Source organism: Actinotalea subterranea, from assembly GCF_008364845.1.
Taxonomy (GTDB): Bacteria; Actinomycetota; Actinomycetes; order Actinomycetales; family Cellulomonadaceae; genus Actinotalea; species Actinotalea subterranea.
This window is the reverse complement of the sequence record NZ_VTTP01000003.1, coordinates 408,621-429,866: the sequence shown is the minus strand read 5'-3', so window position 1 is coordinate 429,866 and position 21,246 is coordinate 408,621. Positions and strand designations below refer to the sequence as shown.

The window sequence follows — 21,246 nt, the reverse complement described above, 5'->3', positions numbered from 1 at the left end:
TCAGGCCGAGCGGCGCCAGGCGTCCGCGACGGCAGCGAAGCTCGCCGCACGACGCCCCCGGTCGAGCGAGGGCGTCACGAGCACGAGCTCGTCGACCTCCGCGTCGGCCTTCAGCTCGCGCAGCCGGGCCACGACCTGGTCGGCCGTGCCCGTGACCATCCGGCCGTCGGACGTGCTCAGCCCGGCGCGCCGCGCGATCGCGAAGTCGTCCGACGCCGCGTAGGTACGCACCTCCTCGGGCCGCAGCGGCTCGCGGATGCCGCGCGCGAGGTTCGTCATCGTCAACGCCCACGCGGCCTCGAACTCGAGCACCGCACCCGGGTCGTCGCTCGCGAACGTCAGCACGGACATCGCCGAGCGGGGCTCCGCCTGCCCGATCACGGGGGCGGCCGCGGCGGCGGCGTCATCCTCGGGCTCGACCACGCGGCGGCGGAACGTGCGCCGGTACTCGCGCAGCACGGGCACCGCGAGCTCGGGGCTCATGTGGTGCGCGAAGACGGCGCTCAGGCCGTTCGCGGCGGCGAACCGGGGACCGTACTCGCTCGAGCCGAGCATGAACGTCTGCGGGCGCTCGTCGACCACGGGCGCCGCGACGAGCGCGGCGTACGGGTGGCCCGGCGGGAAGCCCTCGCCGAGGAACGCGAAGAGCTCGGCCACCTGACCGGGGAAGTCCGCGCTCACGTCGACCTGGGCGCCGCGGCGCAGCACGTGCGCGGTCAGCGGGTCCGTCCCGGGCGCGCGACCGAGCGCAAGGTCGATGCGCCCGGGGTGCAGCGCCATGAGCGTCCGGAAGAGCTCGGCCACCTTGAACGGTGCGTGGTTGGGAAGCATGATCCCGGCGGCGCCCACGCGGATGCGCTGCGTGCGTCCGGCGACAGCCGCGATGAGGAGCTCGGGTGCGCTGCACGCGAGGCTGTGCATGTTGTGGTGCTCGGAGACCCAGTACCGGCGGAAGCCCGCGGCCTCGACCGCCTGGGCGATGCCGATGGCACCTTCCAGGGCGTCGTGCGCGGACTCGCCGTGCTCGATCCCGACGAAGTCGAGGACGGCCAGGGGCAGGGTCGTGTCGTCGGTGCTCACCCCTGGGCCAACCGCCGACGGGCGGCACCCATTCCTCGGTGACGTGCCGGCGCGCGTCCCTCAGTGGAGCCGGATCGTCAGGGCGTCGAGGATCGCCGTGAGGTCGGTGATGCGCGTGAGCGCGTCGCGGGCGAGGAGGAAGCCGATGATCCCGACCACCCACCCGGTCGTCTCGGCCCCGGTGCGCTCCATCCAGGCGGCGACGCGCTCGAGCGTCGGCCGGATCCTCGACGCGGCCAGCACGCGCAGGGCCAGCAGGACGAGGGCGGGGAGCACCATCACGACGCAGTAGACCGCGAGCACGAGGCCCTGCTCGAGCGGGCGCAGGCCCGAGCTGCTCAGCAGCCCGATCGCCCCGAGGTACGGGAGCATCGTCGCGACCTCGACGAGCGCGGCCCCCAGGGCGAGCCCGACGAGGGCGCCGTACCCGGTGGTCCCCGACTCGGCCCCGACCGCCCGGTCCCGCCAACGCAGCAGGCGCCCTCCCTGCCGGGTGGCCGTCGCCGCTGTCGTGGCGGGTGCGCCGCCGACGGCGTCCGTGCCGGTCGCGCCGTGAGCCGCCGCGGGCGCGGCAGCACCGTCTGTCGTGGGCTTGCGGCCGATAGTGAAGCTCCACCCGAAGAGCACGACGCCGAGCGCGAGCTGGAGGACGGGCACCACGGGGTGGTCGAGCGGCACCTCGCGGAGCACGGCGTCGGCGCCGGCGAGCAGGGCGAGGCCCACCACGAGGTAGAAGGCCGCGACCGTGCCGAGGAACACGAGGACCCTGCGGGGCCGGACCTCGGCGGTGAGCATGAACCAGATCGGGATGAGCAGGGTCCCGAAGCTCGTGCTGTCGACGAGCGCCAGGACGACGAGGGGGCCCAGGAGTGCGAGTGACATGCTCGCCACCGTGGCGGCAGACCCCGGCGGGCGTCGTCGGGCAAAGGCGGGAGGTCCCAGGTGGCCGCGTACATCGTTCGTCGGATCCGGGCACGACGCCGGCGTGCTGGGATGGTGCCGTGAGCCGGTGGGTCGAGGTCGTGCGCAGGCACGGCCCGACGACGCCCCGCACCGTCGACGCCGTGTGGGCGGTGGGGACGTTCGTCATCGGGGCCCTGACGATCCAGCTGGGCCTGACCGACCTGTGGACGGACGTCCCGCTGCTCGTGGAGTCCGTCGAGCCGTGGGTGCGACTGGTCCCGCTCGCTGCGGGATGCCTCGTGATGCTCGGCAAGCGGCGGCACCCGATCGCGGCGCTGGCCGCGGGCACCCTCGTCTTCGCCGTCGACCTGTCCCTCGGCGGCACGATGGCCGTGGTCCTCGTGCTCCTCGACCTGATCTACGCCGCGGGCATGTTCGCGAGCACCCGGGCCGTCGACCGCCTGCGGACCGCCGTGGTGCTGCTCATCCCCGCCGCGACGGTCGCGACCTGGGTCGGCACCCGGAGCGTCGAGCTCGCCGCGTTCATGACCATCCAGGTGTTCGCACTGCTGGGGACCCCTCTGTGGTGGGCGCTCGCCGTGCGCCGCCAGGCGGAGCTGGCCGAGCTGGCGCAGGCCCGCGCCGACGACCTCGCTCGCCTCGCCGAGCTGCGGGGGGCCGACGCGGTGCGCAACGAGCGCGCCCGCATGGCACGGGACCTGCACGACGCGATCGCCGGGAACCTGTCGGCGATCGCGATCCACTCCGAAGCCGCGCTCGCGGTGCCGGCGGACGACCCACGGGCGGCGGGCCGTGACCGGCGTGCGCTCGAGGCGATCCGTGCCGCCGGCGTGACGAGCCTTGCGGAGATGCGCTCGATGATCCTGCTGCTGCGCTCGGGCGGCGCGCTCGATGACGGTGCCGCGGCGCCCGCCCGGCTGCGGGAGGCGGACGCCCTGCTGGACGCCGCGCGCACGGCCGGGCTCCGTGTCGTGTGGGACGGGGCGCCCCCCGCGGACCTGCCGCCGCTGCCGGCTGCGGTCGACCAGGCCGCCTACCGGATCCTCCAGGAGGGGCTGACGAACGCGGCGAAGCACGCACCCGGCGGTCGCGCGCGCGTGGTGGTGCGCCGCGAGCGCGACCTGCTCCTGCTGTCCGTGGAGTCGGACCGCGCGGTGCGCCCCGCACGGGACGCCGGGGTCCCCGGGAGCGCCGCTGGGCACGCGGTGGCGCGCGCGTCGGCCGACGGCGGCGGGCTGGGCCTGCTGACGATGCGCGAGCGTGCGGAGGCGCTCGGCGGACGGCTGACCGCCGGGTGGGTCGACGACGTGGCGGGACGGTGGGCGGTCGCCGCCGAGCTCCCCGTGGGTGCGCCGGCATGAGCGGGGCCGGGTGCGCACCGATCGCCGGGCTCCCGCCGACGGGTGCGGTGCGATGAGCGCGGCCGTGCGGGTGCTCGTCGCCGACGACCATGCCGCGATCCGGGCGGGCCTGCGGCTCATGCTCGAGACGGACCCGGCCATCGAGGTCGTGGGAGAGGCCGGGGACGGGGCGGCGGCGATCCGCAACGCGAGGGCGCTGCGGCCCGATGTCGTGCTCATGGACATCCGCATGCCGGGCACGGACGGCATCGAGGCGACGCGCGTCATCGTCGAGGAGGGGCTCGGCGACGTGCTCGTCCTGACGACCTTCGACATCGACGAGTACGTCTTCGGTGCGTTGCGGGCCGGTGCGGCCGGGTTCCTGCTCAAGTCCACGGACGCGGCCGCGCTGCTCGACGCCGTCCGCCGGGTCGGTGCCGGGGAGGGTGTCCTCGCCCCGGAGGTCACGCGCCGCCTGCTCACCGCGTTCGTCGCGGCCGACGTCGGCGGCGCGGACGCCACGCCGGAGGTTCCGGTCGACGTCCTGGCCCTCACGGCCCGCGAGCGCGAGGTGCTCACGTGCCTGGGGCGCGGCCTGTCGAACGCGGACGTCGCGACAGCCCTCGGCATCACGGAGGCCACCGCGAAGACCCATGTGTCGCGCGTGCTCACGAAGCTCGGCTGCACCTCGCGGGTCCAGGCGGCGATCCGGGCGCGCGCCGCGGGCCTCGTGTAGGGAGCGTGTTCGCGGACGGCGGACCGCGCCCCGGCGTCGCCGGCCCCGCCCGTTGCTAGGTTCGGCCGCAGAGGGACGACACCCAGGAGGCGCCCGTGCGACCGGAACCGCTGCTCCGCCGGCTGATCGGCGGCATCCTGCGTGCGCGCCGCGAGGCCCAGGGCCGCACGCTGCGTGAGGTGGCCGACGTCGCACGCGTCTCGACGGCGTACCTCTCCGAGATCGAGCGGGGCCGCAAGGAGGCGTCGTCGGAGATCCTCGCGGCGGTGTGCGACGCGCTCGGCATCGGGCTCGTGGACCTCGTGGGCGCGGCGCACGCGGCCCTGCGTGCGCCGTCCGTGGTCGTCGACCTGACGGCGTGGCCGCGCGCGACGTCGGTCGTCGACGGCGCCCGGCCGGCGCCTGAGCGCTCAGGGACCGCGGTGCTTCTCGCCGCGTGACCTGGCACGGCGGCCGGACGCGCGGGCGTCAGCGGCGGAAGAGGCCCGTCCAGAGGAACGGCTCACCGAACAGGCCCGACCCCTCGGGCTGGGCGCGCATGCGTCGTAGCTCGATCTCGGTCAGCCAGCCGAACGTCGCGCGCAGCTCCTGCGCCGAGTACGCCAGCCCGCCGCCGAGGCCGCCGTCGCGGTAGAGCGCCTCGTCCGGGTCCTCGCAGCCCATGGCACCGGCCGCGAAGCACGTGAGGGCGAAGCTCCCTCCGGGACGCACGGACCGCTCGAGGAGTGCGCGGTAGCTGATCCGGCGGTGCGGCGGCAGGTGGTGGAAGCACCCGCTGTCGAGGACGAGGTCGTACGGCTCCTCGCCACCTGACCAGGCGAAGATGTCCGACCGGACGAACCTCACGTCGACCCCTGCCTCCGCGGCGCGCTCACGGCCCCATGCCAAGGCCTCCTCGGAGAGGTCGAGCGCGTCGACGTGTGCCCCGCGTCGGGCGAGCCAGACGGCGTTACGGCCCGGGCCGCAGCCGAGCTCGAGGACGCGCGTCCCGGGGCCCACGGGGAGGTCGCCGGCGTCGACCCAGCCGACGAGGCTCTCCTCGGGTGCGTCCGCGAAGAAGGGGACGCCGCGTCCACGGTCGGCGTAGAACCGGTCCCACCAGGCGGCCCCGCCCCGGTCCGTCCACCTGTCGGCGCGTTCCTCGAAGAGCGCGTCGAGAAGCGTGAGGACGTCCTCGACGGTCTGGATGGATCGGTTCACCGTGTGCCTCATTTCTGTGCCGTGACCTGCGACGACACCCCTCCCATCCTCCCATCTGGAGCGGTCGGGCGGGGCCCGGTCCGGGCCCCGCCCGGCGCCAACGTCACGCGCTGCGGCCGCCCTTGAGGGTCTGCACCACCGCGTCCACCACGCCGTACCCGACGGCCTCGTGGGCCGTGAAGATGCGGTCCCGGTCGGTGTCGGCGCGCAGCCTCTCGACGGGCTGGCCCGTGTGCCGGGACAGGACCTCCTCGACCTCCGCGCGCACGCGCAGCACCTCCCGCGCCTGGATCTCGAGGTCCGCGGCGGTGCCCTCGGCCCCGCCCGACGGCTGGTGCAGCAGGACGCGGGCGTGCTCAAGAGCGAACCGCTTGCCGGGCGCGCCGGCGGCGAGGAGCACGGCGGCGGCCGACGCGGCCTGGCCCATGCAGAACGTGGACACGTCGGGCCGGACGAACTGCATGGTGTCGTAGATCGCCATGAGCGCCGTGAGCGAGCCACCCGGGGAGTTGATGTAGAGGTTGATGTCCGTGTCCTGGCTCTCGGACTGCAGGTGCAGCAGCTGCGCGATGACGACGTTCGCGACGCCGTCGTCGATCTCCGTGCCGAGGAAGATGATGCGCTCGGACAGGAGGCGGCTGAACACGTCGGCGTGCCGCTCGCCCGTGGGCCGCTTCTCGATCACCGTGGGGATCGTGTAGGAGCCGGCCATCACAGGCCCACCTTGCGCGTCGAACCGCCGGGGCGGACGTCGTCGAGCGTCGTGACGACCTGGTCGACGAACCCGTACTCACGTGCCTCCTCGGCGGTGAACCACCTGTCCCTGTCGCTGTCGCGCTCGATCGTCTCCACGGTCTGCCCGGTGTGACGCGCGATGAGTCCCTGCATGGTCCGCTTCACGTGCGCCATGTTCTGCGCCTGGATGGCGATGTCGACGGCCGTCCCGCCGAGCCCGCCCGACGGCTGGTGCATGAGCACCCGCGCGTGCTCGAGGATGAACCGCTTGCCCGGTGCGCCCGCGCACAGCAGGAACTGGGCCGAGCTCGCCGCGAGCCCCATCGCGAGCGTGGACACGTCGTTGGGGATGAGCCGCATCGTGTCGTAGACGGCGAGTGCGGCGCTGACCGAGCCACCCGGGGAGTTGATGTAGAGCGCGATGTCGCTGCGCGGGTCCTCGGCGGAGAGCAGCAGGAGCTCGGCGCAGATCCGGTTGGCGATCGCGTCGTCGACCTCAGCGCCCAGCACCACGATGCGCTGGTGGAGCAGGCGGTTCGCGAGCTGCTCGTCGAAGCGGGCGGCGGCGGTCTCGGCCCGGCCGACGGTCGGGGTGTGCATGGTGCCTCCTGGGGCTCGGTGCGCGTACCGGGGGCGGCGTGCGCGACCTCTCCACAGTCACACCCTGGCCGTCGTCGAGGGGTCCGGTCTGCCGTCGGCAGATCTGCCACGGGCAGACACGGTCCCGGCGCACGACGCCGGCCGGCCCGCGTCCGCCGTGTGCGGCGTTGACCTGGGACTTCAGGCCCGGATTTAACCCGGACCTACGGCCCAACTAATCGCCGCGCGGGCCGTGCACGCTTAAGTGGTTGAAGCGACAGCCGCTTCTGCGAGGGGCCAACGGACGCGAACCGCCCTCGAATCCTGGGAAGGCACGAACCATGAACACCTCCGCAAAGCCCGTCCGGATCGTCGGGCTCGTCGCGATCATCGCCGGCATCCTCATGATCGTCGCGGGTGGCGCGACGTGGATGATGGTCCGCCAGCAGCTCGTCGCCGAGAACATCGTCGTCGCCGAGGACGCGGCCGCCTTCGGCGGCAAGGTCGTCAACGGCCCCCTGGACGCCTTCTACCAGGCGGACATCATCAACCACCACGCCCTGGACATGTCCGGTGGCAAGACCTACGCCGAGCTCGACCGCGAGGACCCGCTGCGCCCGACCGTCATGAACGCCTCGTTCCTGCGGACCTCGCTGTTCTCCTCGGTCATCGCGTTCGGCGTCGCCGCCTTCGCCGCAGGCATGGGCCTGCTCTTCATCCTCGTCGGCTGGGCGCTCCGGAAGCTCGTCCCCACTGACGCGGTCATCTCGGCTCCTGCCCCGGCAGCGACCACGACCGCCTGAGAACCTTCCCGGGTAGAAGGGCCCCCACGCTCACCTGAGCGCGGGGGCCCTTCTGCGTCCGCGACCGGCACCTACCCCTGGGGCCGGAGCGAGAACTCGTTGCCGTCCGGATCGGCGAGCTCGAGGCCGCCGTCCACGTCCCCCAGCGGCGTGGCGCCCAGGGCGGCGAGGCGGGCGACCTCGTCGTGGAGCTCGTGACCCGCGACCGCGAGGTCGAACCGGTGGCGGTTGCGCCCCTGCTTCGCCGGCACCGGTGGACCGTCCCACGAGAGCTTCGTGCCGCCTCCAGGTGCCTGGATCGCGGTCTCGCCGTCGCGGTCCCACACGAGGGACCAGCCCAGAGCCCGGGCCCAGAAGAGCCCGACCTCGCGCGTGCCGACGCCGTTGAGCTCGCCGAGCAACCCGCAGCCGGCCGTGAACGGTGCGTCGGGCTCGAGGACGCACAGCTCGTTGCCCTCGGGGTCCGCGAGGACCACGTGCCCCTCCTCCGGCAGCTGACCCACGTCCAGGTGCGTCGCACCGAGCTCACGTGCGCGCGCGACCGTGCGCGCCTGGTCGGCCGCGCTCGTGCTGGTGAGGTGGGGGTGCATGCGGTTGCGACCCACCTTCGCCGACAGGGCCTGAGCGAACCGGAGGCCGAGCTGACCGTCCGCGCCGGCCAGCAGCCGTGCGCCTCCCGGCTCGTCGGCGACGTCCCTGCCGAGCATCGCGGCCCAGAAGAGCGACAGCCGGGCGGGGTCGAGAGCGTCGACGGTCAGCGCCGTCAGTCGGCCGGACACCCGTCCGACTGTAGGCGCGTCGGGCGCGCACGGCACGGGGCCGGATCGGCTCGGCGTGCCCGACTGGTCCTGGATACCCGTCGACCTCCACGCGGCACCCGCGAGGGTGGCGACGTGGCCGCTACGGTGCACGGCATGCAGGTGACGGTGGACCGCGACTCGGTGTGCATGGGTGACGACTGCGAGGACCACGCGCGCACGCTCGAGGTCCCGCCGGACACGCGCGTCGGCGCCCTCCTCACGGATCTGTTGAGCCGACCGTTCCTGGCGCATGTCGCGGGCGAGGTGTCGTGGCTGGTGGAGCTGCGGTTCGGCCGCGACGAGGTCGTGGGTGCCGAGTGGCGCCGCGCCCCTCGCGTGGCCGTAGCCCTCCTGCACGTCCCGTACCCGAGCGGGGCACCCACGGTCGTCGCGCTGAACGACTTCCTCCTGAGCGAGACGCTCGGTCGCACGTCCGAGGTGCACCGCGCGCCGGTCGCCGTGCACTTCGGGTACCTGTCCGCGGGCCAGCAGGTTCCGGTGCCGGCGTTCGCGGAGCGGTACCAGCCGACGCCGTAGGAGGTCGTCGAGATCGTCGATGCGAGCAGGTTCGCATCCGCGACGGGCGGCGTCGTCAGGAAGCGGCCACCTCAGCCTGGATCTCTCGGATCACTGTCGCGAGAACGCCGGAGCTGAGCAGTCCTGACCCGAGTGGACCCGCCGAGTCCTCGCCGAGCAGCGGCAGAGACTGCAGCGCGACCCGGGTCTGCGTGGTCATGTGCTGCAGCTGCCACCGAACCTCCTCGCTGACGGCGTCCGAGTGGTCGGGGGCGGCCAGGCCGGCAGCCTTCGCCGCGTAGGCGGCGGCGCCCAGCGCGTGCGCACCCATGTGGGCGACACCCGAGGCCTGCGCCGCCGCCCTGGCTGCGGCCACGGCTGCGGGCGAGCTGACCGCGTTCGCCGCACGGCCGGCGACGAATCGGCGGCGGATCTCGTCGGCCGCGCGCAGCTCACCGCGGCTGAACATCCGGGCCCGCGCGATGGCGTCGCGCGCGCGATCGTCGTCGGGCGCCTCGGCCTCGAACAGCGGCAGAACACGCTCCGCACAGTCCGCAGCCCAGCTGGCCACGGTGCGCCGATCAGCCTCGCTGAGCGCCTGGGGAGAAGCCACACCAACCCTCCATCTCGGACGAAGCGGGAGAGATGCACCCCTCGACTCAGTCGCAGGGCGTGCGTCGGATCTCGCGTCCCTGTGCGCGCGCCGCCCCCGTCGAAGGTGTGCGCGACGCCGATCCCTGCTGTCGAGATGCAGGATAGGTTGCCCGGCGTCAGGCGTCGTACCTTGACCGCTCGGCGCTCCGGGCGGTCTTGAGTCAGAGTGCTGCGGGCCAGCGTTGAACGCGCCACTCGTCCCAGCTGGCATGAGTCGCGGGCGGGTCGTCGAGCGGTTCGCTGCCGTCCAGCTCGCCCGCCGTCGGGACGTCGATCATGGAGGCCCACGTGGCGAGCTCCGCGTCGGACATGTGCCACGTCGTCTGTGGTTCCTCTGCCTGTCGCCGGTCGAGTCGTCGTCGCTGTTCCTCCGCCGTGAGTGCGCAGTACCGGACCTCTGCTCTGGCGCCTTTGTCTGCCGCGGCTTGCCGGAGGGCGGACCGTTCGTCTCGGCTCCAGAGCCCGAAGTCGACGACGACGTTGACGCCGAGCTCGAGTGCTCGCAACCCGATGGCGATGAGTCGACCTTCGATGACATCCGTGGCTGACGACGGGTTCGCCGGCCCGTAGAGCGCCTTGACCCACTCGTCCTTCGTCAGGCGGAGGGCCTTCTGCTCGAGCTCGATGCGTCGTGCTTCGGTGGTCTTCCCGGTCCCGGGTAGACCGACCATCATGAACAGAGTGGGTTGCGTCTTCATCACGCACCCATCCTGGCGCTGAACGCCTCGTCGCTCCGGTCTCGGGCTCCTCGCCCTGGCGAGCCTCGTCCTAGGCGCCCTGAGCAGCTGTCGCGGTCGTCAGACCATCGACAACGCTGAGTCGAACAACCTTGCATCTCGACGCCGCACGAACGGTCCTCACATCCCGCCCGGCGCCATGTCGACGAAGCGCGCGTAGTGGCCCTGGAAGCTCACGACGATGGTGTCGGTGGGGCCGTTTCGGTGCTTGGCGACGATGAGGTCCGCCTCGCCCGCGCGCGGGGACTCGCGCTCGTAGGCGTCCTCGCGGTGCAGCAGGATGACGATGTCCGCGTCCTGCTCGATGGAGCCGGACTCGCGCAGGTCGCTCATCTGGGGACGCTTGTCGGTCCGCTGCTCGGCGCCACGGTTGAGCTGCGAGATCGCGATGACCGGGACCTCGAGCTCCTTCGCGAGGAGCTTGAGGGCACGGGAGAACTCCGAGACCTCCTGCTGGCGGGACTCGACGCGCTTGCCCGAGCTCATGAGCTGCAGGTAGTCGATCACCACGAGCTTGAGGTCATGGCGCTGCTTGAGCCGGCGGCACTTGGCCCGGATCTCCATGAGCGACATGTTGGGCGAGTCGTCGATGAACAGAGGCGCCTCGGACATGCGGCCCATCGTCGACGCGAGCTTCTGCCAGTCGTCGTCGCGCATGGTGCCCTTGCGCATGTTCTGCAGGGGCACGCGGGCCTCGGCGGAGAGCATGCGCATGGTGATCTCGTTGCGGCTCATCTCGAGCGAGAAGATCACCGACGTCATCTGGTGCTTAATTGACGCCGATCGAACTATGTCAATTCCTAGGGTGCTTTTGCCAATTGCCGGCCTAGCGGCCAGAACAATCATTTGGCCCGGGTGCAGGCCGTTCGTCAGGCGGTCGAGCTCGATGAAGCCCGTGGGGACGCCCACCATGCCGTCGCCGCGGTGGCCGGCCGCCTCGATCTCCTCCATCGTGCCGTTGATGATCTCGGCGAGGGGGAGGTAGTCCTCGCTCGTGCGCTGCTCGGTGACCGCGTAGACCTCGGCCTGGGCGTTGTTGACGATGTCGTCGACGTCACCGCCGTCCGTGGCGTAGCCGAGCTGGACGATGCGGGTGCCCGCCTCGACGAGGCGCCGAAGCACCGCACGCTCGCGGACGATGCGCGCGTAGTAGCCCGCGTTTGCGGCGGTCGGCACCATCGAGATGAGCGTGTGCAGGTAGGGCGCGCCGCCGATGCGGCCGATCTCTCCACGCTTGGTCAGCTCGGCGGCGACCGTGACCGCGTCCGCCGGCTCGCCCCGCCCGTAGAGGTCGAGGATCGAGTCGTAGATCACCTCGTGCGCAGGACGGTAGAAGTCCATGCCCTTGAGCTGCTCGACGACGTCCGCGATGGCGTCCTTCGAGAGCATCATGCCGCCGAGCACGCTCTGCTCAGCAGGGATGTCCTGGGGCGGGGTGCGGTCGAAGCCGCCACCCGCGCGGGTGGGACTCAGTCCCTGCTCGAGCTCGTCGATGCTCACCGGCTGACCACCGTCTCGGACCCTCCACAGCTTGCGTACGTCTCGAACTGACGTTCTATCGCACGCCTCTGACAGTGCTCTGCGCTGCCGCTGACGACGAACCCGTCCTGCTTCCCTCGCGAGGTTAGGGGGCATCGGGCCATGACCCAACATCGAGCCCCGCCAGCCTGTGGGCGACCCTGGGGACAGCCTGTGGACGCCCGGGCGGGTGACTGTGCACAGGCTCGGGACAACACTGTGGATACCGTGGAAATGGCCGTGGGAACAGGCTCTGAGCAGGGCCCTTCGCCGTGCACCGGCTGTGGACAGAAACCCGTGGCCCATCCGTTCATCTGATGGACACCTCATCCCGCCTGGTGTTCGGTCGCGCGGGGGAGGAGCCTGCCCCGGAGGGGTCGCGCGGCCGCGCGTCGCGCCTGGGAGGATCGTCCGATGCGTCGCCAGACCAGCCGCCGGTCACCCCTGCCCACGCCGGCCCCCGACGACCGTCGCGCCCTGGACCGGCAGATCGTCGCCCTCGCCGTCCCGGCCCTCGGGGCCCTCGTCGCCGAGCCCCTGTTCGTCCTCGTCGACTCCGCCGTCGTGGGCACGCTGGGCACCGAGGAGCTCGCGGGTCTCGCGCTCGCCAGCACGGTCCTGACCACGGTCGTCGGGCTGTGCATCTTCCTCGCGTACGCCACGACGGCGAGCGTCGCCCGCACGATCGGTGCGGGCGACCGGGGTCACGCGCTCCGGCTGGGGATCGACGGCATGTGGCTCGGCGCCGCGCTGGGCGTCCTGCTCGGCGCAGCGCTCTGGCTCGCGGCACCCGCGCTCGTCGACCTCCTGGGCGCGCCGCACGCCGTCGCGCCGCACGCCGTCGCCTACCTGCGGTGGTCGGCTCCGGGCCTGCCCGGGATGCTCACCGTGCTCGCCGCCACGGGCGTGCTCCGCGGCATGCTCGACACGCGCACACCCCTGTGGGTGGCGGCCGGCGGCGCCGTCCTCAACGCCGTCCTGTCGGCGGCCCTCGTGCTCGGGCTCGGCCAGGGTGTCGGCGGCTCGGGTCTGGGCACGGCGGTTGCGCAGCTCACCATGGCCGCGGTCCTGGTCGTCGTCGTGGCGCGCGGCGCACGGGACGCCCACGTGCCGCTGCGACCGACCCACGCAGGGCTCGGGCTGGGCCTGCGCACGGGTGCGCCGCTGCTCGTCCGGACGGTCTCCCTGCGCCTGGCGATCCTCCTGGCGGCGTGGGTCGCCACCGGCCTCGGGACGGTCACGCTCGCGGGCCACCAGGTGATCGTCGCCCTGTGGGGCCTGGCCGCCTTCACCCTCGACGCCCTGGCCATCGCCGCGCAGGCGCTCGTCGGCCGATCCCTGGGGGCGGGCGACCTCACGACGGCCCGCACGGTGCTGCGGCGCACCCTGCAGTGGGGCGTCGCGGCCGGCGCCGCGCTCGGGGTCGTCCTCGCCGCGACCGGGCAGTGGCTCGCCCCGGTGTTCTCCGCCGACGACGCCGTCCGTGCGGCCGTCACCACCACGCTCCTGGTCGTGGCGGTGACCCTGCCCATGGCCGGGTGGGTCTTCGTGCTCGACGGCGTGCTCATCGGCGCGGGCGACGGTCGCTACCTCGCGGGCGCCGGCATGGTCACGCTCGCCGTGTACGCACCGGCAGCCCTCGCCGTGCGCGCGCTGGCCGACCCCGGCACGACCGGCCTCCTGTGGTCATGGGTGGCCTTCGCCGGGCTGTTCATGGCCGCCCGGGCCGCGACGACAGGGCTGCGCGCCCGCGGCGCCGCGTGGATGGTGACCGGCGCGGCCCGCACGTGACCGAGCCAGCGCGGCCCGCACGTGACCGAGCCCACGCAGCCCGCACCTGAGCGAGCCGCCCGGCCCCGGAACGCCGAACGGCCCGGCCCCCATCGGGGACCGGGCCGCTCGACCGGGGGCGCGAGGCTCAGGCCTGCGGGACCACCCGGACGTCGATCTGCGCGGAGACGTCCTCGTGCAGGCGGACCTGCACCTGGTACTCGCCGAGCGACTTGATCGGCTGACCGATCTCGACCTTGCGCTTGTCGATCGCCGGGCCACCCGAGGCCGTCACGGCCTCCGCGATGTCCGTCGTCGTCACGGCGCCGAAGAGGCGACCCGACGCGCCGGCCTTGGCGGTCACGACGACCGGCTTCGACTGGAGCGAGTCGCGGACGGCCTTGGCCTCGTCGAGCGTCGCGATCTCGCGCGCCTTGCGGGCCTTGCGGATGCCCGCGATCTGCTTCTCGGCACCCTTGGACCAGCCGGTCGCGAGGCCGCGGGGCAGGAGGAAGTTACGGGCGTACCCGTCCTTCACGTCGACCACGTCGCCAGGAGCACCGAGGCCGGTGACCTCGTGCGTCAGAATGAGCTTTGCCATCGGTTCAGCCTCTCTCAGCGAGCCGAGCTCGAGTACGGCAGCAGAGCCATCTCGCGGGCGTTCTTCACTGCCCGCGCGATCGCACGCTGCTCCTGGACGGTCACACCGGTCACCCGGCGAGCGCGGATCTTTCCGCGGTCGGAGATGAACTTGCGCAGCAGCACGGTGTCCTTGTAGTCGACGGCGTCGATCTTGGCCGCCTTGAGGGGGTTCTGCTTCTTCTTGGGCTTGCGGACGACGGGCTTCGCCATCGTGGTGCTCCTTCAGGTTCTTCGGAGCCCGGAACCGCTGCGCTGAGGATCAGCCGCGTGAGCCGGGATGGGTTGAGTCTGTGGTGCAGGTCAGAACGGGGGCTCGTCCGAGAACGAGCCGCCGGCCGACGGTGCGGGCGTGGCCCACGGGTCGTTGTCGAACCCGCCGCCGCCACCACCCTGGGCGCCGCCGCCACCGCCGCCGAAGCCACCGCCGCCACCGCCGGAGCGCTGGGCACGGGTGACCTTCGCCGACGCGTAGCGCAGCGAGGGGCCGATCTCGTCGACCTGGAGCTCGACCACTGTGCGCTTCTCGCCCTCGCGGGTCTCGTACGAGCGCTGGACGAGCCGGCCGGAGGCGATCACGCGGGTGCCCTTGGTGAGCGACTCGGCGACGTTCTCCGCGGCCTCACGCCAGATCGAGCAGCGCATGAACAGCGTGTCGCCGTCCTTCCACTCGTTGCTCTGGCGGTCGAAGGTGCGGGGGGTCGAGGCGACCGTGAAGTTCGCCACGGCTGCACCCGACGGGGTGAAGCGCAGCTCGGGGTCCCCGGTGAGGTTCCCGATCACCGTGATGACGGTGTCACCAGCCATGCCAGCTCCTCGTTCAGATCGGTCCGGTCGAGTACGACGCGTTCAGACGCGGCGACGCTCAGTGAGCGTCGGGGCGCATGACCTTGGTGCGCAGGACGGCCTCGTTCAGGCCGAGCTGGCGGTCCAGCTCCTTGGCCGTGGCGGGCTCGGCCGTGAAGTCGACGACCGCGTAGATGCCCTCGGACTTCTTCGCGATCTCGTACGCGAGGCGGCGACGGCCCCAGATGTCGACCTTGTCGATCGTTCCGCCCGCGGTGGTGACCACGGACAGGTACTTGTCGAGGGACGGGGCGACGGTGCGCTCCTCGATCTCGGGGTCGAGGATGACCATCATCTCGTAATGACGCATGTGAGTACCCACCTCCTGTGGACTCAACGGTCACGGTCTCTCCGTGACAGGAGGGTTGTGCGTCTGCGTGCCGGGCCGGCGTGATGATCGGCACCACAGGGTCGAGGCAGCAACCGCCCATGCTACCGGGTGCCGGAGCGCGCCTCGACCAGGACCTCCGGCCGAGCCCTGGTCAGGACCCCGGTCCGGTGTGAGGAGCGGGCTGACGCGCGACGGCCGGGCCCCACCGTGCGCGGGGCCCGGCCGTCGGGCGTGCTGGGCGGAGCAGAGGGTCAGCCTCCGCCGGTGTTCGGGTCAGGCTGGCCCGTGCCCGGCGGTACCACGGGCGGCGGCTCCACCACGCCCGTGCCGCTCGAGACGACGAGCGTGACGGTGCTGCCGGGCGCGGCCGAGGTCCCGGACCCGGGGTTCTGGCTGATGACCTGGCCCTGCGGGACGGTCGCGCTCGTCTGCTGCGTCGTCGTGACCACGAAGCCCGCACCCTGCAGCGTGCTCTGCGCCGACGCGACGGGCTGGCCCACGACGTTGGGCACCGCCGTCGTGCCCGGGCCCGTCGAGACGACGATCGTCACGGCGGTGCCCTGCGCGATCTCGGTGCCGCCGCCGGGGTCCTGCGAGATGACGCTGCCCGACGGGACGTTCGCGTCGTTGGCCTGCTGGACGTTGACGCCGAGGCCGGCGCCCTCGATCGCGGCCCGCGCCTCCGCCTCGGGCATGCCGACGACGCCCGGCACGGCGACCATCGGCGGCGTGTTGGGCTCGCCCACGTCTGCACGCTCGGGGAATTCGAGGACCTCGCGGCCCTCCATCGCACGCTTCATGTACGCCGTCCAGATGTCGAGCGGGACGGTGCCGCCGGTGACCTGGTCGTACCCACCGAAGTCCGCGATCGGCTCCGGGTTCCCGTCCGCAGCGACCTGGTAGAGCGCGACGGCGGTGGTCAGGTGCCGGGTGTAGCCCACGAACCAGGCCGAGAGGTTGTCGTTCGAGGAGCCGGTCTTGCCCGCGACGGGGTGCCCCACGTCGGCGGCCTTGCGCGCCGTGCCGCCACGGGACTCGACGACCTGGGTGAGCGCGTACGTCGTGTCCGCCATCACGTCCTCGGCGAACACCCGCTCCGGGGCGTCGGTGCCGCCCTCGTAGACCAGCCCGCCGTCGAGGTACTCGACGCTCTTGACGATGAACGGGTCCATGTGGAGGCCCTGCGCCGCGAAGGTGTTGTAGGCCTCCGCGAGGTCGAGCGGGTGCGGGGACGCCGTGCCGAGCACGTTGGAGATGTAGCCCTGGTTCTCCAGGGCCTCCTCGGGGATGCCCGCGCGTCGTGCCACGTCGAGCGTGGCCTCGGGGCCGACCTCGTTGTTCATCTGGGCGTAGACGGCGTTGACCGACTTCGCTGTCGCCTCGAGCACCTCGATCTTGCCGTAGCTCGTCCCGCCGAAGTTGCGGATGTCCTTCCAGTCCGCGACGTCCATCTTGTTGGTGCCGACGAACCGTGACTTGAGCGAGCCGCCCGCCTCGAGGTAGGCGACAAGAGTGAACGGCTTGAAGGTCGAGGCTGCCTGCGCGACGTCCTGGGTCACGGCGTTGCGCGCCTGGACGAGGTAGTCGGGGCCGCCGTAGAGCGCGACGATCCCGCCGGACAACGGGTCCAGGGTCACGAGGCCCGCGTGCACGTTGGCCGGGCGGTCGGCGGGCATCTCGGCGATCGCCTGCACGGCCATGGCCTGGACGTTCGCGTCGATCGTCGTGACGATCTTGTAGCCGCGCGTGTTGAACTCGGCCTCGGTCACGGGGCTCTTCGCGAGGACCTCCCGCTTGGCCATGTCGAGCAGGTAGCCGTTGGTCCCGGCGAGCTTGTCGGAGCGGGAGTACTCGATCGTCTCCGGGTACACCTGCGCGTCCCGCTCGGCCTGGGTCAGGCGACCGATCGTGACCATGCCGTCGAGCACGTAGTTCCAGCGCTGCTCGGCCTTCTCCGGGTTGGTCCGCGGGTCCCAGTTGTTGGGCGACGGGATGATGCCCGCGAGGAGGGCGCCCTGAGCGACCGTCAGGTCCGCGGCGGGGACACCGAAGTAGTTCCGGGACGCGACCTCGATGCCGTAGGAGTCGCGGCCGAAGTAGATGGTGTTGAGGTAGTTGGACAGGATCTCCTGCTTGTCCTGCTCCCGGTCCAGCTTGATCGCGATGAACGCCTCTTCGAGCTTGCCCCTGTAGTCGCTCACGGTCTGGCCGATGTAGTAGCGCTCGGCGTACTGCTGCGTGATCGAGGAGCCGCCCTGCTGGGAGCCGCCGGTGAGGTTGTTCCACAGGGCGCGCGCGATGCCGGTGACGTTGATCCCGGCGTTCTCGTAGAACGTGCGGTCCTCGGCGGCGACGACGGCGTCCTGCACGTGCTGGGGGATCGAGTCGACGATGACGCGGTTCTGGGCGGCGAAGGTGCCCATCTCCGTCGTGCCGTCGGAGAAGTAGACGGTCGTCGTCTGGGCGTCGGCGAACTCGTCCGGCGTCGGGACCTCCGTCTGCATGTACATCGCCACGATCACGCCGGCGCCGAGCGCCATGAACGTCACGAAGGTGCCGAGCACGAGGCGCCACGACGGGAGCCACCGGCGCACGCCCGTCTTCCCCTGGCGCGGGTAGTCGATGGGCCGACGACGACGAGGGGCGGGGGCTCCGCGCCCGCCCGCCGCTCCCGTGGCCCGGCGGGTCGCGCCGGCGGCGCCGGTCGAGGCGGCTCCACCCGCGGCCGCGCGGGAGGCGCCGGCCTGGGGGCCGAGGGCGCTGCGACGCTGCGGTCGGTTCGCACCGGCGGGTCCTGAGGAGCCGCGAGAAGGGGGGTTGCCCGGTGCCACGGTGTGCCTTCCGGTCGACGACGAGGCTGTGCCGCGCGGGGTGTGCGCGGCGGGTGGCTGGGGTCCAGCCTCCCGACAGGGTACGGACCCGACCTGTGCCGGGCCCGACAAGTATCGGGGTCGCGCGGTGAAGGCTGTGTGCTGATCGTGCGGTCCGTCACCCGCTGTTTGCCAAGCCGCAACCCTCGTCGTACGCTCCCGATGTATCAGTTCGATACATCGGTGCGCTGGGTCGTCTCGATCCATCGGAACAACGCAGGGATCGGGGGTGGCGGGTGCGCGGTCGTTCGGACGTGCTCGAGCTCGCGATCCTCGGCCTGCTCCATGAGACGCCGATGCACGGCTACGAGCTCCGCAAGCGCCTCAACCTGCTGCTCGGCTCGTTCCGGGCGCTGTCCTACGGCTCCCTGTACCCGTGCCTCAAGGGCCTGGTGGGTCAGGGGCTCATCGCCGGGACGGACGCGTCGCAGACACCGCCGCCGCACGCCCTGAGCGGCAAGCGGGCTCGGATCGTCTACGAGCTCACGGCCGACGGCAAGGAGCACTTCGCCGAGATCCTGTCGAGCTCCGGCCCGACGACGTGGGAGGACGAGCACTTCGACGTCCGGTTCGCGTTCTTCGCGCAGACCGACGCCGAGACCCGCCTGCGGATCCTCGAGGGCCGGCGCACCCGGCTCGCGGAGCGCCTCGACCAGGTGCGGCAGTCGGCGTCACGCACGCGCGACCGGCTCGACGAGTACACGCTCGAGCTCCAGCGTCACGGCCTCGAGCAGGTCGAGCGCGAGGTCCGCTGGCTCGACGGCCTGATCGACAACGAACGCGGCACCCGTCGCGTGAAGCCAGAGGGGCCCGGCCGTCCGGCCGGCTCCGCCACCGCTGACGGCGCTGACGCGTCCCAGCACTGAGAGAAAACCGAGGAACGAGGATGAGTTCTATCCGCGTCGCCATCGTGGGCGTCGGCAACTGCGCCGCGTCGCTGGTGCAGGGCGTCCACTACTACGCGGACGCCGACCCGCAGGCGAAGGTTCCGGGCCTCATGCACGTGCAGTTCGGCCCGTACCACGTCAAGGACATCGAGTTCGTCGCGGCGTTCGACGTCGACGCCAAGAAGGTCGGCTTCGACCTGTCGGACGCGATCGGGTCCAGCGAGAACAACACGATCAAGATCTGCGACGTCCCGCCGCTCGGCGTGCCCGTCCAGCGTGGTCACACCCTCGACGGCCTCGGCAAGTACTACCGGGAGACGATCGAGGAGTCGGACGCCGCTCCGGTCGACGTCGTCGCCGCGCTGCGTGAGGCCGAGGCCGACGTCCTCATCTGCTACCTGCCCGTCGGGTCCGAGGACGCCGCGAAGTTCTACGCCCAGTGCGCGATCGACGCGGGCGTGGCCTTCGTCAACGCGCTCCCGGTGTTCATCGCGTCCGACCCGGAGTGGGCCGCGAAGTTCGAGGCGGCCGGCGTGCCGATCGTCGGCGACGACATCAAGTCCCAGGTGGGCGCGACCATCACGCACCGCGTGCTGGCCCGTCTGTTCGAGGACCGTGGCGTGATCCTGGACCGCACGTACCAGCTGAACGTCGGCGGCAACATGGACTTCAAGAACATGCTCGAGCGCGAGCGCCTGCAGTCCAAGAAGCTCTCGAAGACGCAGTCCGTGACGTCCAACCTCGACGACGGCCCCCTGGCCGGCAAGAAGGAGGACCGCAACGTCCACATCGGCCCGTCGGACTACGTCGCGTGGCTCGACGACCGCAAGTGGGCGTACGTCCGCCTCGAGGGCCGCGCGTTCGGCGAGGTGCCCCTGAACCTCGAGTACAAGCTCGAGGTCTGGGACTCGCCCAACTCGGCGGGCATCATCATCGACGCCCTGCGCGCCGCGAAGATCGCGAAGGACCGTGGCGTCGGTGGCCCCATCCACGCCGCCGCGACGTACTTCATGAAGTCCCCGCCCATCCAGATGGAGGACACCGCGGGGCGCACGCGCCTGGAGGCCTTCATCGCCGGTGACGTGGAGCGGTAGTCCGTAACGCAGTGAAGGTCGAGGGCCCCGGCGCGCATTTCGCCGGGGCCCTCGGCCGTAACGGAGTGAAGGACTACCGCGACCAGAAGAACAGCGCGGTAGTCCGCCGCAAGACGAAGAGCACACGCAACCACCGCCGCAGGGCGAAGCCCGCGCAGCCTCCCGCAGGGCGAAGCCCGCGCAGCCTCCCGCAGGGCGCAGCCCGCGGTACCCGTCCCCGCAGGGCGCAGCCCGCGGCACCCGCACCCCCGTGCCAGGATGTCCGCCATGCGTCGCCCCACCACCCCCACCGCCCTCGCCCTCCTCCCGACCTTCGCGGTCCTCGCTCTCACCCTGACGGCCTGCTCCGTCTCCGTGGGCGGGAGCCAGGTCTCCTCGGACGAGCTCGCGGAGAAGGTGAGCGCGGTCCTCGCGGAGACGGTGGGCCGCGCGCCTGAGCTCGTGGAGTGCCCGGACCCGCTGAAGGCGGAGGCGGGCGCGGAGGTCCGCTGCACGCTCACGGACAGCGGTGAGTCGTACGGCGTCACGGTCACTGCGACGGACGTGGTGGACGACGAGGTCGCGATCGACGTCGAGGTGGATGCGGAGCCTCTCGCTGACGAGGACGCGTCGTGACGGCTACCCCGGCGGACGCACTGCGGGCCGCTGTGGCGGCGCGGGCGCAGGGCACCCCGTACCAGGTGGTCCCGACCCCCGCGGGGTTCGACCTGCGCATCGACGTGGTCGACGCCCGCTGGTACGGGCTGATCGGCGCCGCGGGGCTGAAGAAGGTCGTCGAGCACCGCGTGGTCCTGGATGAGGCGCGCCGGACCTTGACGCTCACGGACGACCACCGGGAGGTCCGCTGGGACGGCGGCGTCGACGCGTCCGGTGCGCCGATGCCGCGGCTGGTCGCGTCCGCGCAGGTCGAGCGGTCCTTGGGCCGCACGTACGAGTTCCAGGCGAACCGGACGTGGGGCATCAGCGAGCAGGGTGAGCCGGGGCGGGTCGTCGACTTCACGTTCCAGTCGGCCGAGGGTCAGGGCATGATCCGGGCGGCCGCCGCCGAGCTGGGGTGGACGGAGAAGGCCGGGGCCGCTCAGCGCGTCGGCATGGTGGTGGGCGGGGCCGCGATCGGGCTCGCGCTCGTGGTCGGCGGGGCCTTGGCCGTCCTCGCGGCCACGGGTCGCCTGTAGCGCCCGCGGCGT

At 72.2% G+C, this 21,246-nt stretch carries 24 protein-coding genes; 10 read left to right on the top strand and 14 right to left on the bottom strand.

Annotated elements, in window-relative coordinates; genetic code table 11:
- Together FZ988_RS07875 and FZ988_RS07870 are read right to left on the bottom strand one after the other, a co-directional pair.
- On the bottom strand, window positions 1-1,080 hold the full coding sequence (locus FZ988_RS07875) for an MsnO8 family LLM class oxidoreductase (RefSeq protein WP_149203452.1): 1,080 nt from the start codon (window positions 1,078-1,080) through the stop codon (window positions 1-3).
- 60 nt (window positions 1,081-1,140) lie between these two features.
- Window positions 1,141-1,962, bottom strand: a complete 822-nt coding sequence (locus FZ988_RS07870) for a GAP family protein (RefSeq protein ID WP_149203451.1) — start codon at window positions 1,960-1,962, stop codon at window positions 1,141-1,143.
- Window positions 1,963-2,081: 119 nt separating this feature from the next.
- Between FZ988_RS07870 and FZ988_RS07865 the strand changes: the two genes are divergently transcribed.
- The 3 genes from FZ988_RS07865 (at window position 2,082) to FZ988_RS07855 (ending at window position 4,520) form a co-directional block, all read left to right on the top strand.
- Complete coding sequence (locus FZ988_RS07865; RefSeq protein ID WP_149203450.1) at window positions 2,082-3,365, top strand: sensor histidine kinase; 1,284 nt, start codon at window positions 2,082-2,084, stop codon at window positions 3,363-3,365.
- A 52-nt stretch (window positions 3,366-3,417) separates the two neighbouring features.
- Complete coding sequence (locus FZ988_RS07860) at window positions 3,418-4,080, top strand: response regulator (protein WP_149203449.1); 663 nt, start codon at window positions 3,418-3,420, stop codon at window positions 4,078-4,080.
- A gap of 95 nt (window positions 4,081-4,175) precedes the next feature.
- Window positions 4,176-4,520 carry a helix-turn-helix domain-containing protein gene (locus FZ988_RS07855; RefSeq protein ID WP_149203448.1) on the top strand — a complete coding sequence of 115 codons (345 nt, stop codon included), beginning with the start codon at window positions 4,176-4,178 and terminating at the stop codon, window positions 4,518-4,520.
- Window positions 4,521-4,548: 28 nt separating this feature from the next.
- Here the strand turns inward: FZ988_RS07855 and FZ988_RS07850 are convergent, their stop codons facing one another.
- From FZ988_RS07850 to FZ988_RS07840, 3 genes are all read right to left on the bottom strand, one after another.
- A complete protein-coding gene (locus FZ988_RS07850; protein WP_149203447.1) occupies window positions 4,549-5,280 on the bottom strand; it encodes a class I SAM-dependent methyltransferase in 732 nt (243 codons plus the stop codon).
- A gap of 103 nt (window positions 5,281-5,383) precedes the next feature.
- A complete protein-coding gene (locus FZ988_RS07845; RefSeq protein WP_149203446.1) occupies window positions 5,384-5,992 on the bottom strand; it encodes a ClpP family protease in 609 nt (202 codons plus the stop codon).
- Window positions 5,992-6,615: a ClpP family protease gene (locus FZ988_RS07840; protein WP_149203445.1), complete on the bottom strand. Its 624-nt coding sequence runs from the start codon at window positions 6,613-6,615 to the stop codon at window positions 5,992-5,994. Before FZ988_RS07840 ends, FZ988_RS07845 begins: the two co-directional genes overlap by 1 nt.
- A 320-nt stretch (window positions 6,616-6,935) precedes the next feature.
- Here FZ988_RS07840 and FZ988_RS07835 point away from each other — a divergent pair, with 320 nt between their 5' ends.
- Window positions 6,936-7,397 carry an aromatic ring-opening dioxygenase LigA gene (locus FZ988_RS07835; protein WP_149203444.1) on the top strand — a complete coding sequence of 154 codons (462 nt, stop codon included), beginning with the start codon at window positions 6,936-6,938 and terminating at the stop codon, window positions 7,395-7,397.
- 71 nt (window positions 7,398-7,468) lie between these two features.
- Here the strand turns inward: FZ988_RS07835 and FZ988_RS07830 are convergent, their stop codons facing one another.
- Complete coding sequence (locus FZ988_RS07830) at window positions 7,469-8,176, bottom strand: VOC family protein (protein ID WP_149203443.1); 708 nt, start codon at window positions 8,174-8,176, stop codon at window positions 7,469-7,471.
- A 114-nt stretch (window positions 8,177-8,290) separates the two neighbouring features.
- Here FZ988_RS07830 and FZ988_RS18950 point away from each other — a divergent pair, with 114 nt between their 5' ends.
- Window positions 8,291-8,734 (top strand): hypothetical protein, encoded by a 444-nt coding sequence (locus FZ988_RS18950; protein WP_149203442.1) that lies wholly within the window; start codon window positions 8,291-8,293, stop codon window positions 8,732-8,734.
- A gap of 55 nt (window positions 8,735-8,789) precedes the next feature.
- On the opposite strand, the gene FZ988_RS07820 is transcribed toward FZ988_RS18950, so the two are convergent.
- From FZ988_RS07820 to dnaB, 3 genes are all read right to left on the bottom strand, one after another.
- Window positions 8,790-9,326 (bottom strand): putative immunity protein, encoded by a 537-nt coding sequence (locus FZ988_RS07820; protein WP_149203441.1) that lies wholly within the window; start codon window positions 9,324-9,326, stop codon window positions 8,790-8,792.
- Window positions 9,327-9,528: 202 nt separating this feature from the next.
- Entirely contained in the window at window positions 9,529-10,065 is a 537-nt protein-coding gene (locus FZ988_RS07815; RefSeq protein WP_223145075.1) for a P-loop nucleotide/nucleoside kinase family protein, read from the bottom strand.
- Window positions 10,066-10,224: 159 nt separating this feature from the next.
- Window positions 10,225-11,604, bottom strand: coding sequence for a replicative DNA helicase (gene dnaB / locus FZ988_RS07810; RefSeq protein ID WP_149203439.1), 1,380 nt, complete (start codon window positions 11,602-11,604; stop codon window positions 10,225-10,227).
- Window positions 11,605-12,036: 432 nt separating this feature from the next.
- Between dnaB and FZ988_RS07805 the strand changes: the two genes are divergently transcribed.
- The gene (locus FZ988_RS07805) at window positions 12,037-13,413 is read left to right on the top strand and encodes an MATE family efflux transporter (protein WP_149203438.1); all 1,377 of its coding nucleotides are present in this window, start codon (window positions 12,037-12,039) and stop codon (window positions 13,411-13,413) included.
- Between the two features lie 127 nt (window positions 13,414-13,540).
- On the opposite strand, the gene rplI is transcribed toward FZ988_RS07805, so the two are convergent.
- From rplI to FZ988_RS07780, 5 genes are all read right to left on the bottom strand, one after another.
- Complete coding sequence (gene rplI / locus FZ988_RS07800; RefSeq protein WP_149203437.1) at window positions 13,541-13,993, bottom strand: 50S ribosomal protein L9; 453 nt, start codon at window positions 13,991-13,993, stop codon at window positions 13,541-13,543.
- 14 nt (window positions 13,994-14,007) lie between these two features.
- Entirely contained in the window at window positions 14,008-14,244 is a 237-nt protein-coding gene (rpsR, locus tag FZ988_RS07795) for a 30S ribosomal protein S18 (RefSeq protein ID WP_149203436.1), read from the bottom strand.
- A 90-nt stretch (window positions 14,245-14,334) separates the two neighbouring features.
- Entirely contained in the window at window positions 14,335-14,838 is a 504-nt protein-coding gene (locus FZ988_RS07790) for a single-stranded DNA-binding protein (RefSeq protein ID WP_149203435.1), read from the bottom strand.
- 58 nt (window positions 14,839-14,896) lie between these two features.
- Window positions 14,897-15,187, bottom strand: coding sequence for a 30S ribosomal protein S6 (gene rpsF, locus FZ988_RS07785; RefSeq protein ID WP_149203434.1), 291 nt, complete (start codon window positions 15,185-15,187; stop codon window positions 14,897-14,899).
- A 272-nt stretch (window positions 15,188-15,459) separates the two neighbouring features.
- Window positions 15,460-17,802, bottom strand: coding sequence for a transglycosylase domain-containing protein (locus FZ988_RS07780; RefSeq protein WP_149203433.1), 2,343 nt, complete (start codon window positions 17,800-17,802; stop codon window positions 15,460-15,462).
- A 512-nt stretch (window positions 17,803-18,314) separates the two neighbouring features.
- On the opposite strand from FZ988_RS07780, the gene FZ988_RS07770 reads away from it, so the two are divergent.
- The 4 genes from FZ988_RS07770 to FZ988_RS07755 all read left to right on the top strand — a co-directional run bounded on the left by FZ988_RS07770 (window position 18,315) and on the right by FZ988_RS07755 (window position 21,234).
- A complete protein-coding gene (locus FZ988_RS07770; protein ID WP_149203431.1) occupies window positions 18,315-18,944 on the top strand; it encodes a PadR family transcriptional regulator in 630 nt (209 codons plus the stop codon).
- Window positions 18,945-18,964: 20 nt separating this feature from the next.
- Window positions 18,965-20,059 (top strand): inositol-3-phosphate synthase, encoded by a 1,095-nt coding sequence (locus tag FZ988_RS07765; RefSeq protein ID WP_149203430.1) that lies wholly within the window; start codon window positions 18,965-18,967, stop codon window positions 20,057-20,059.
- A 267-nt stretch (window positions 20,060-20,326) separates the two neighbouring features.
- Complete coding sequence (locus FZ988_RS07760) at window positions 20,327-20,674, top strand: DUF4333 domain-containing protein (protein WP_188079025.1); 348 nt, start codon at window positions 20,327-20,329, stop codon at window positions 20,672-20,674.
- Window positions 20,671-21,234: a hypothetical protein gene (locus tag FZ988_RS07755; protein WP_149203428.1), complete on the top strand. Its 564-nt coding sequence runs from the start codon at window positions 20,671-20,673 to the stop codon at window positions 21,232-21,234. The genes FZ988_RS07760 and FZ988_RS07755 overlap by 4 nt, the downstream gene beginning before the upstream one ends.
- The last annotated feature ends 12 nt before the right edge of the window (window positions 21,235-21,246 follow it).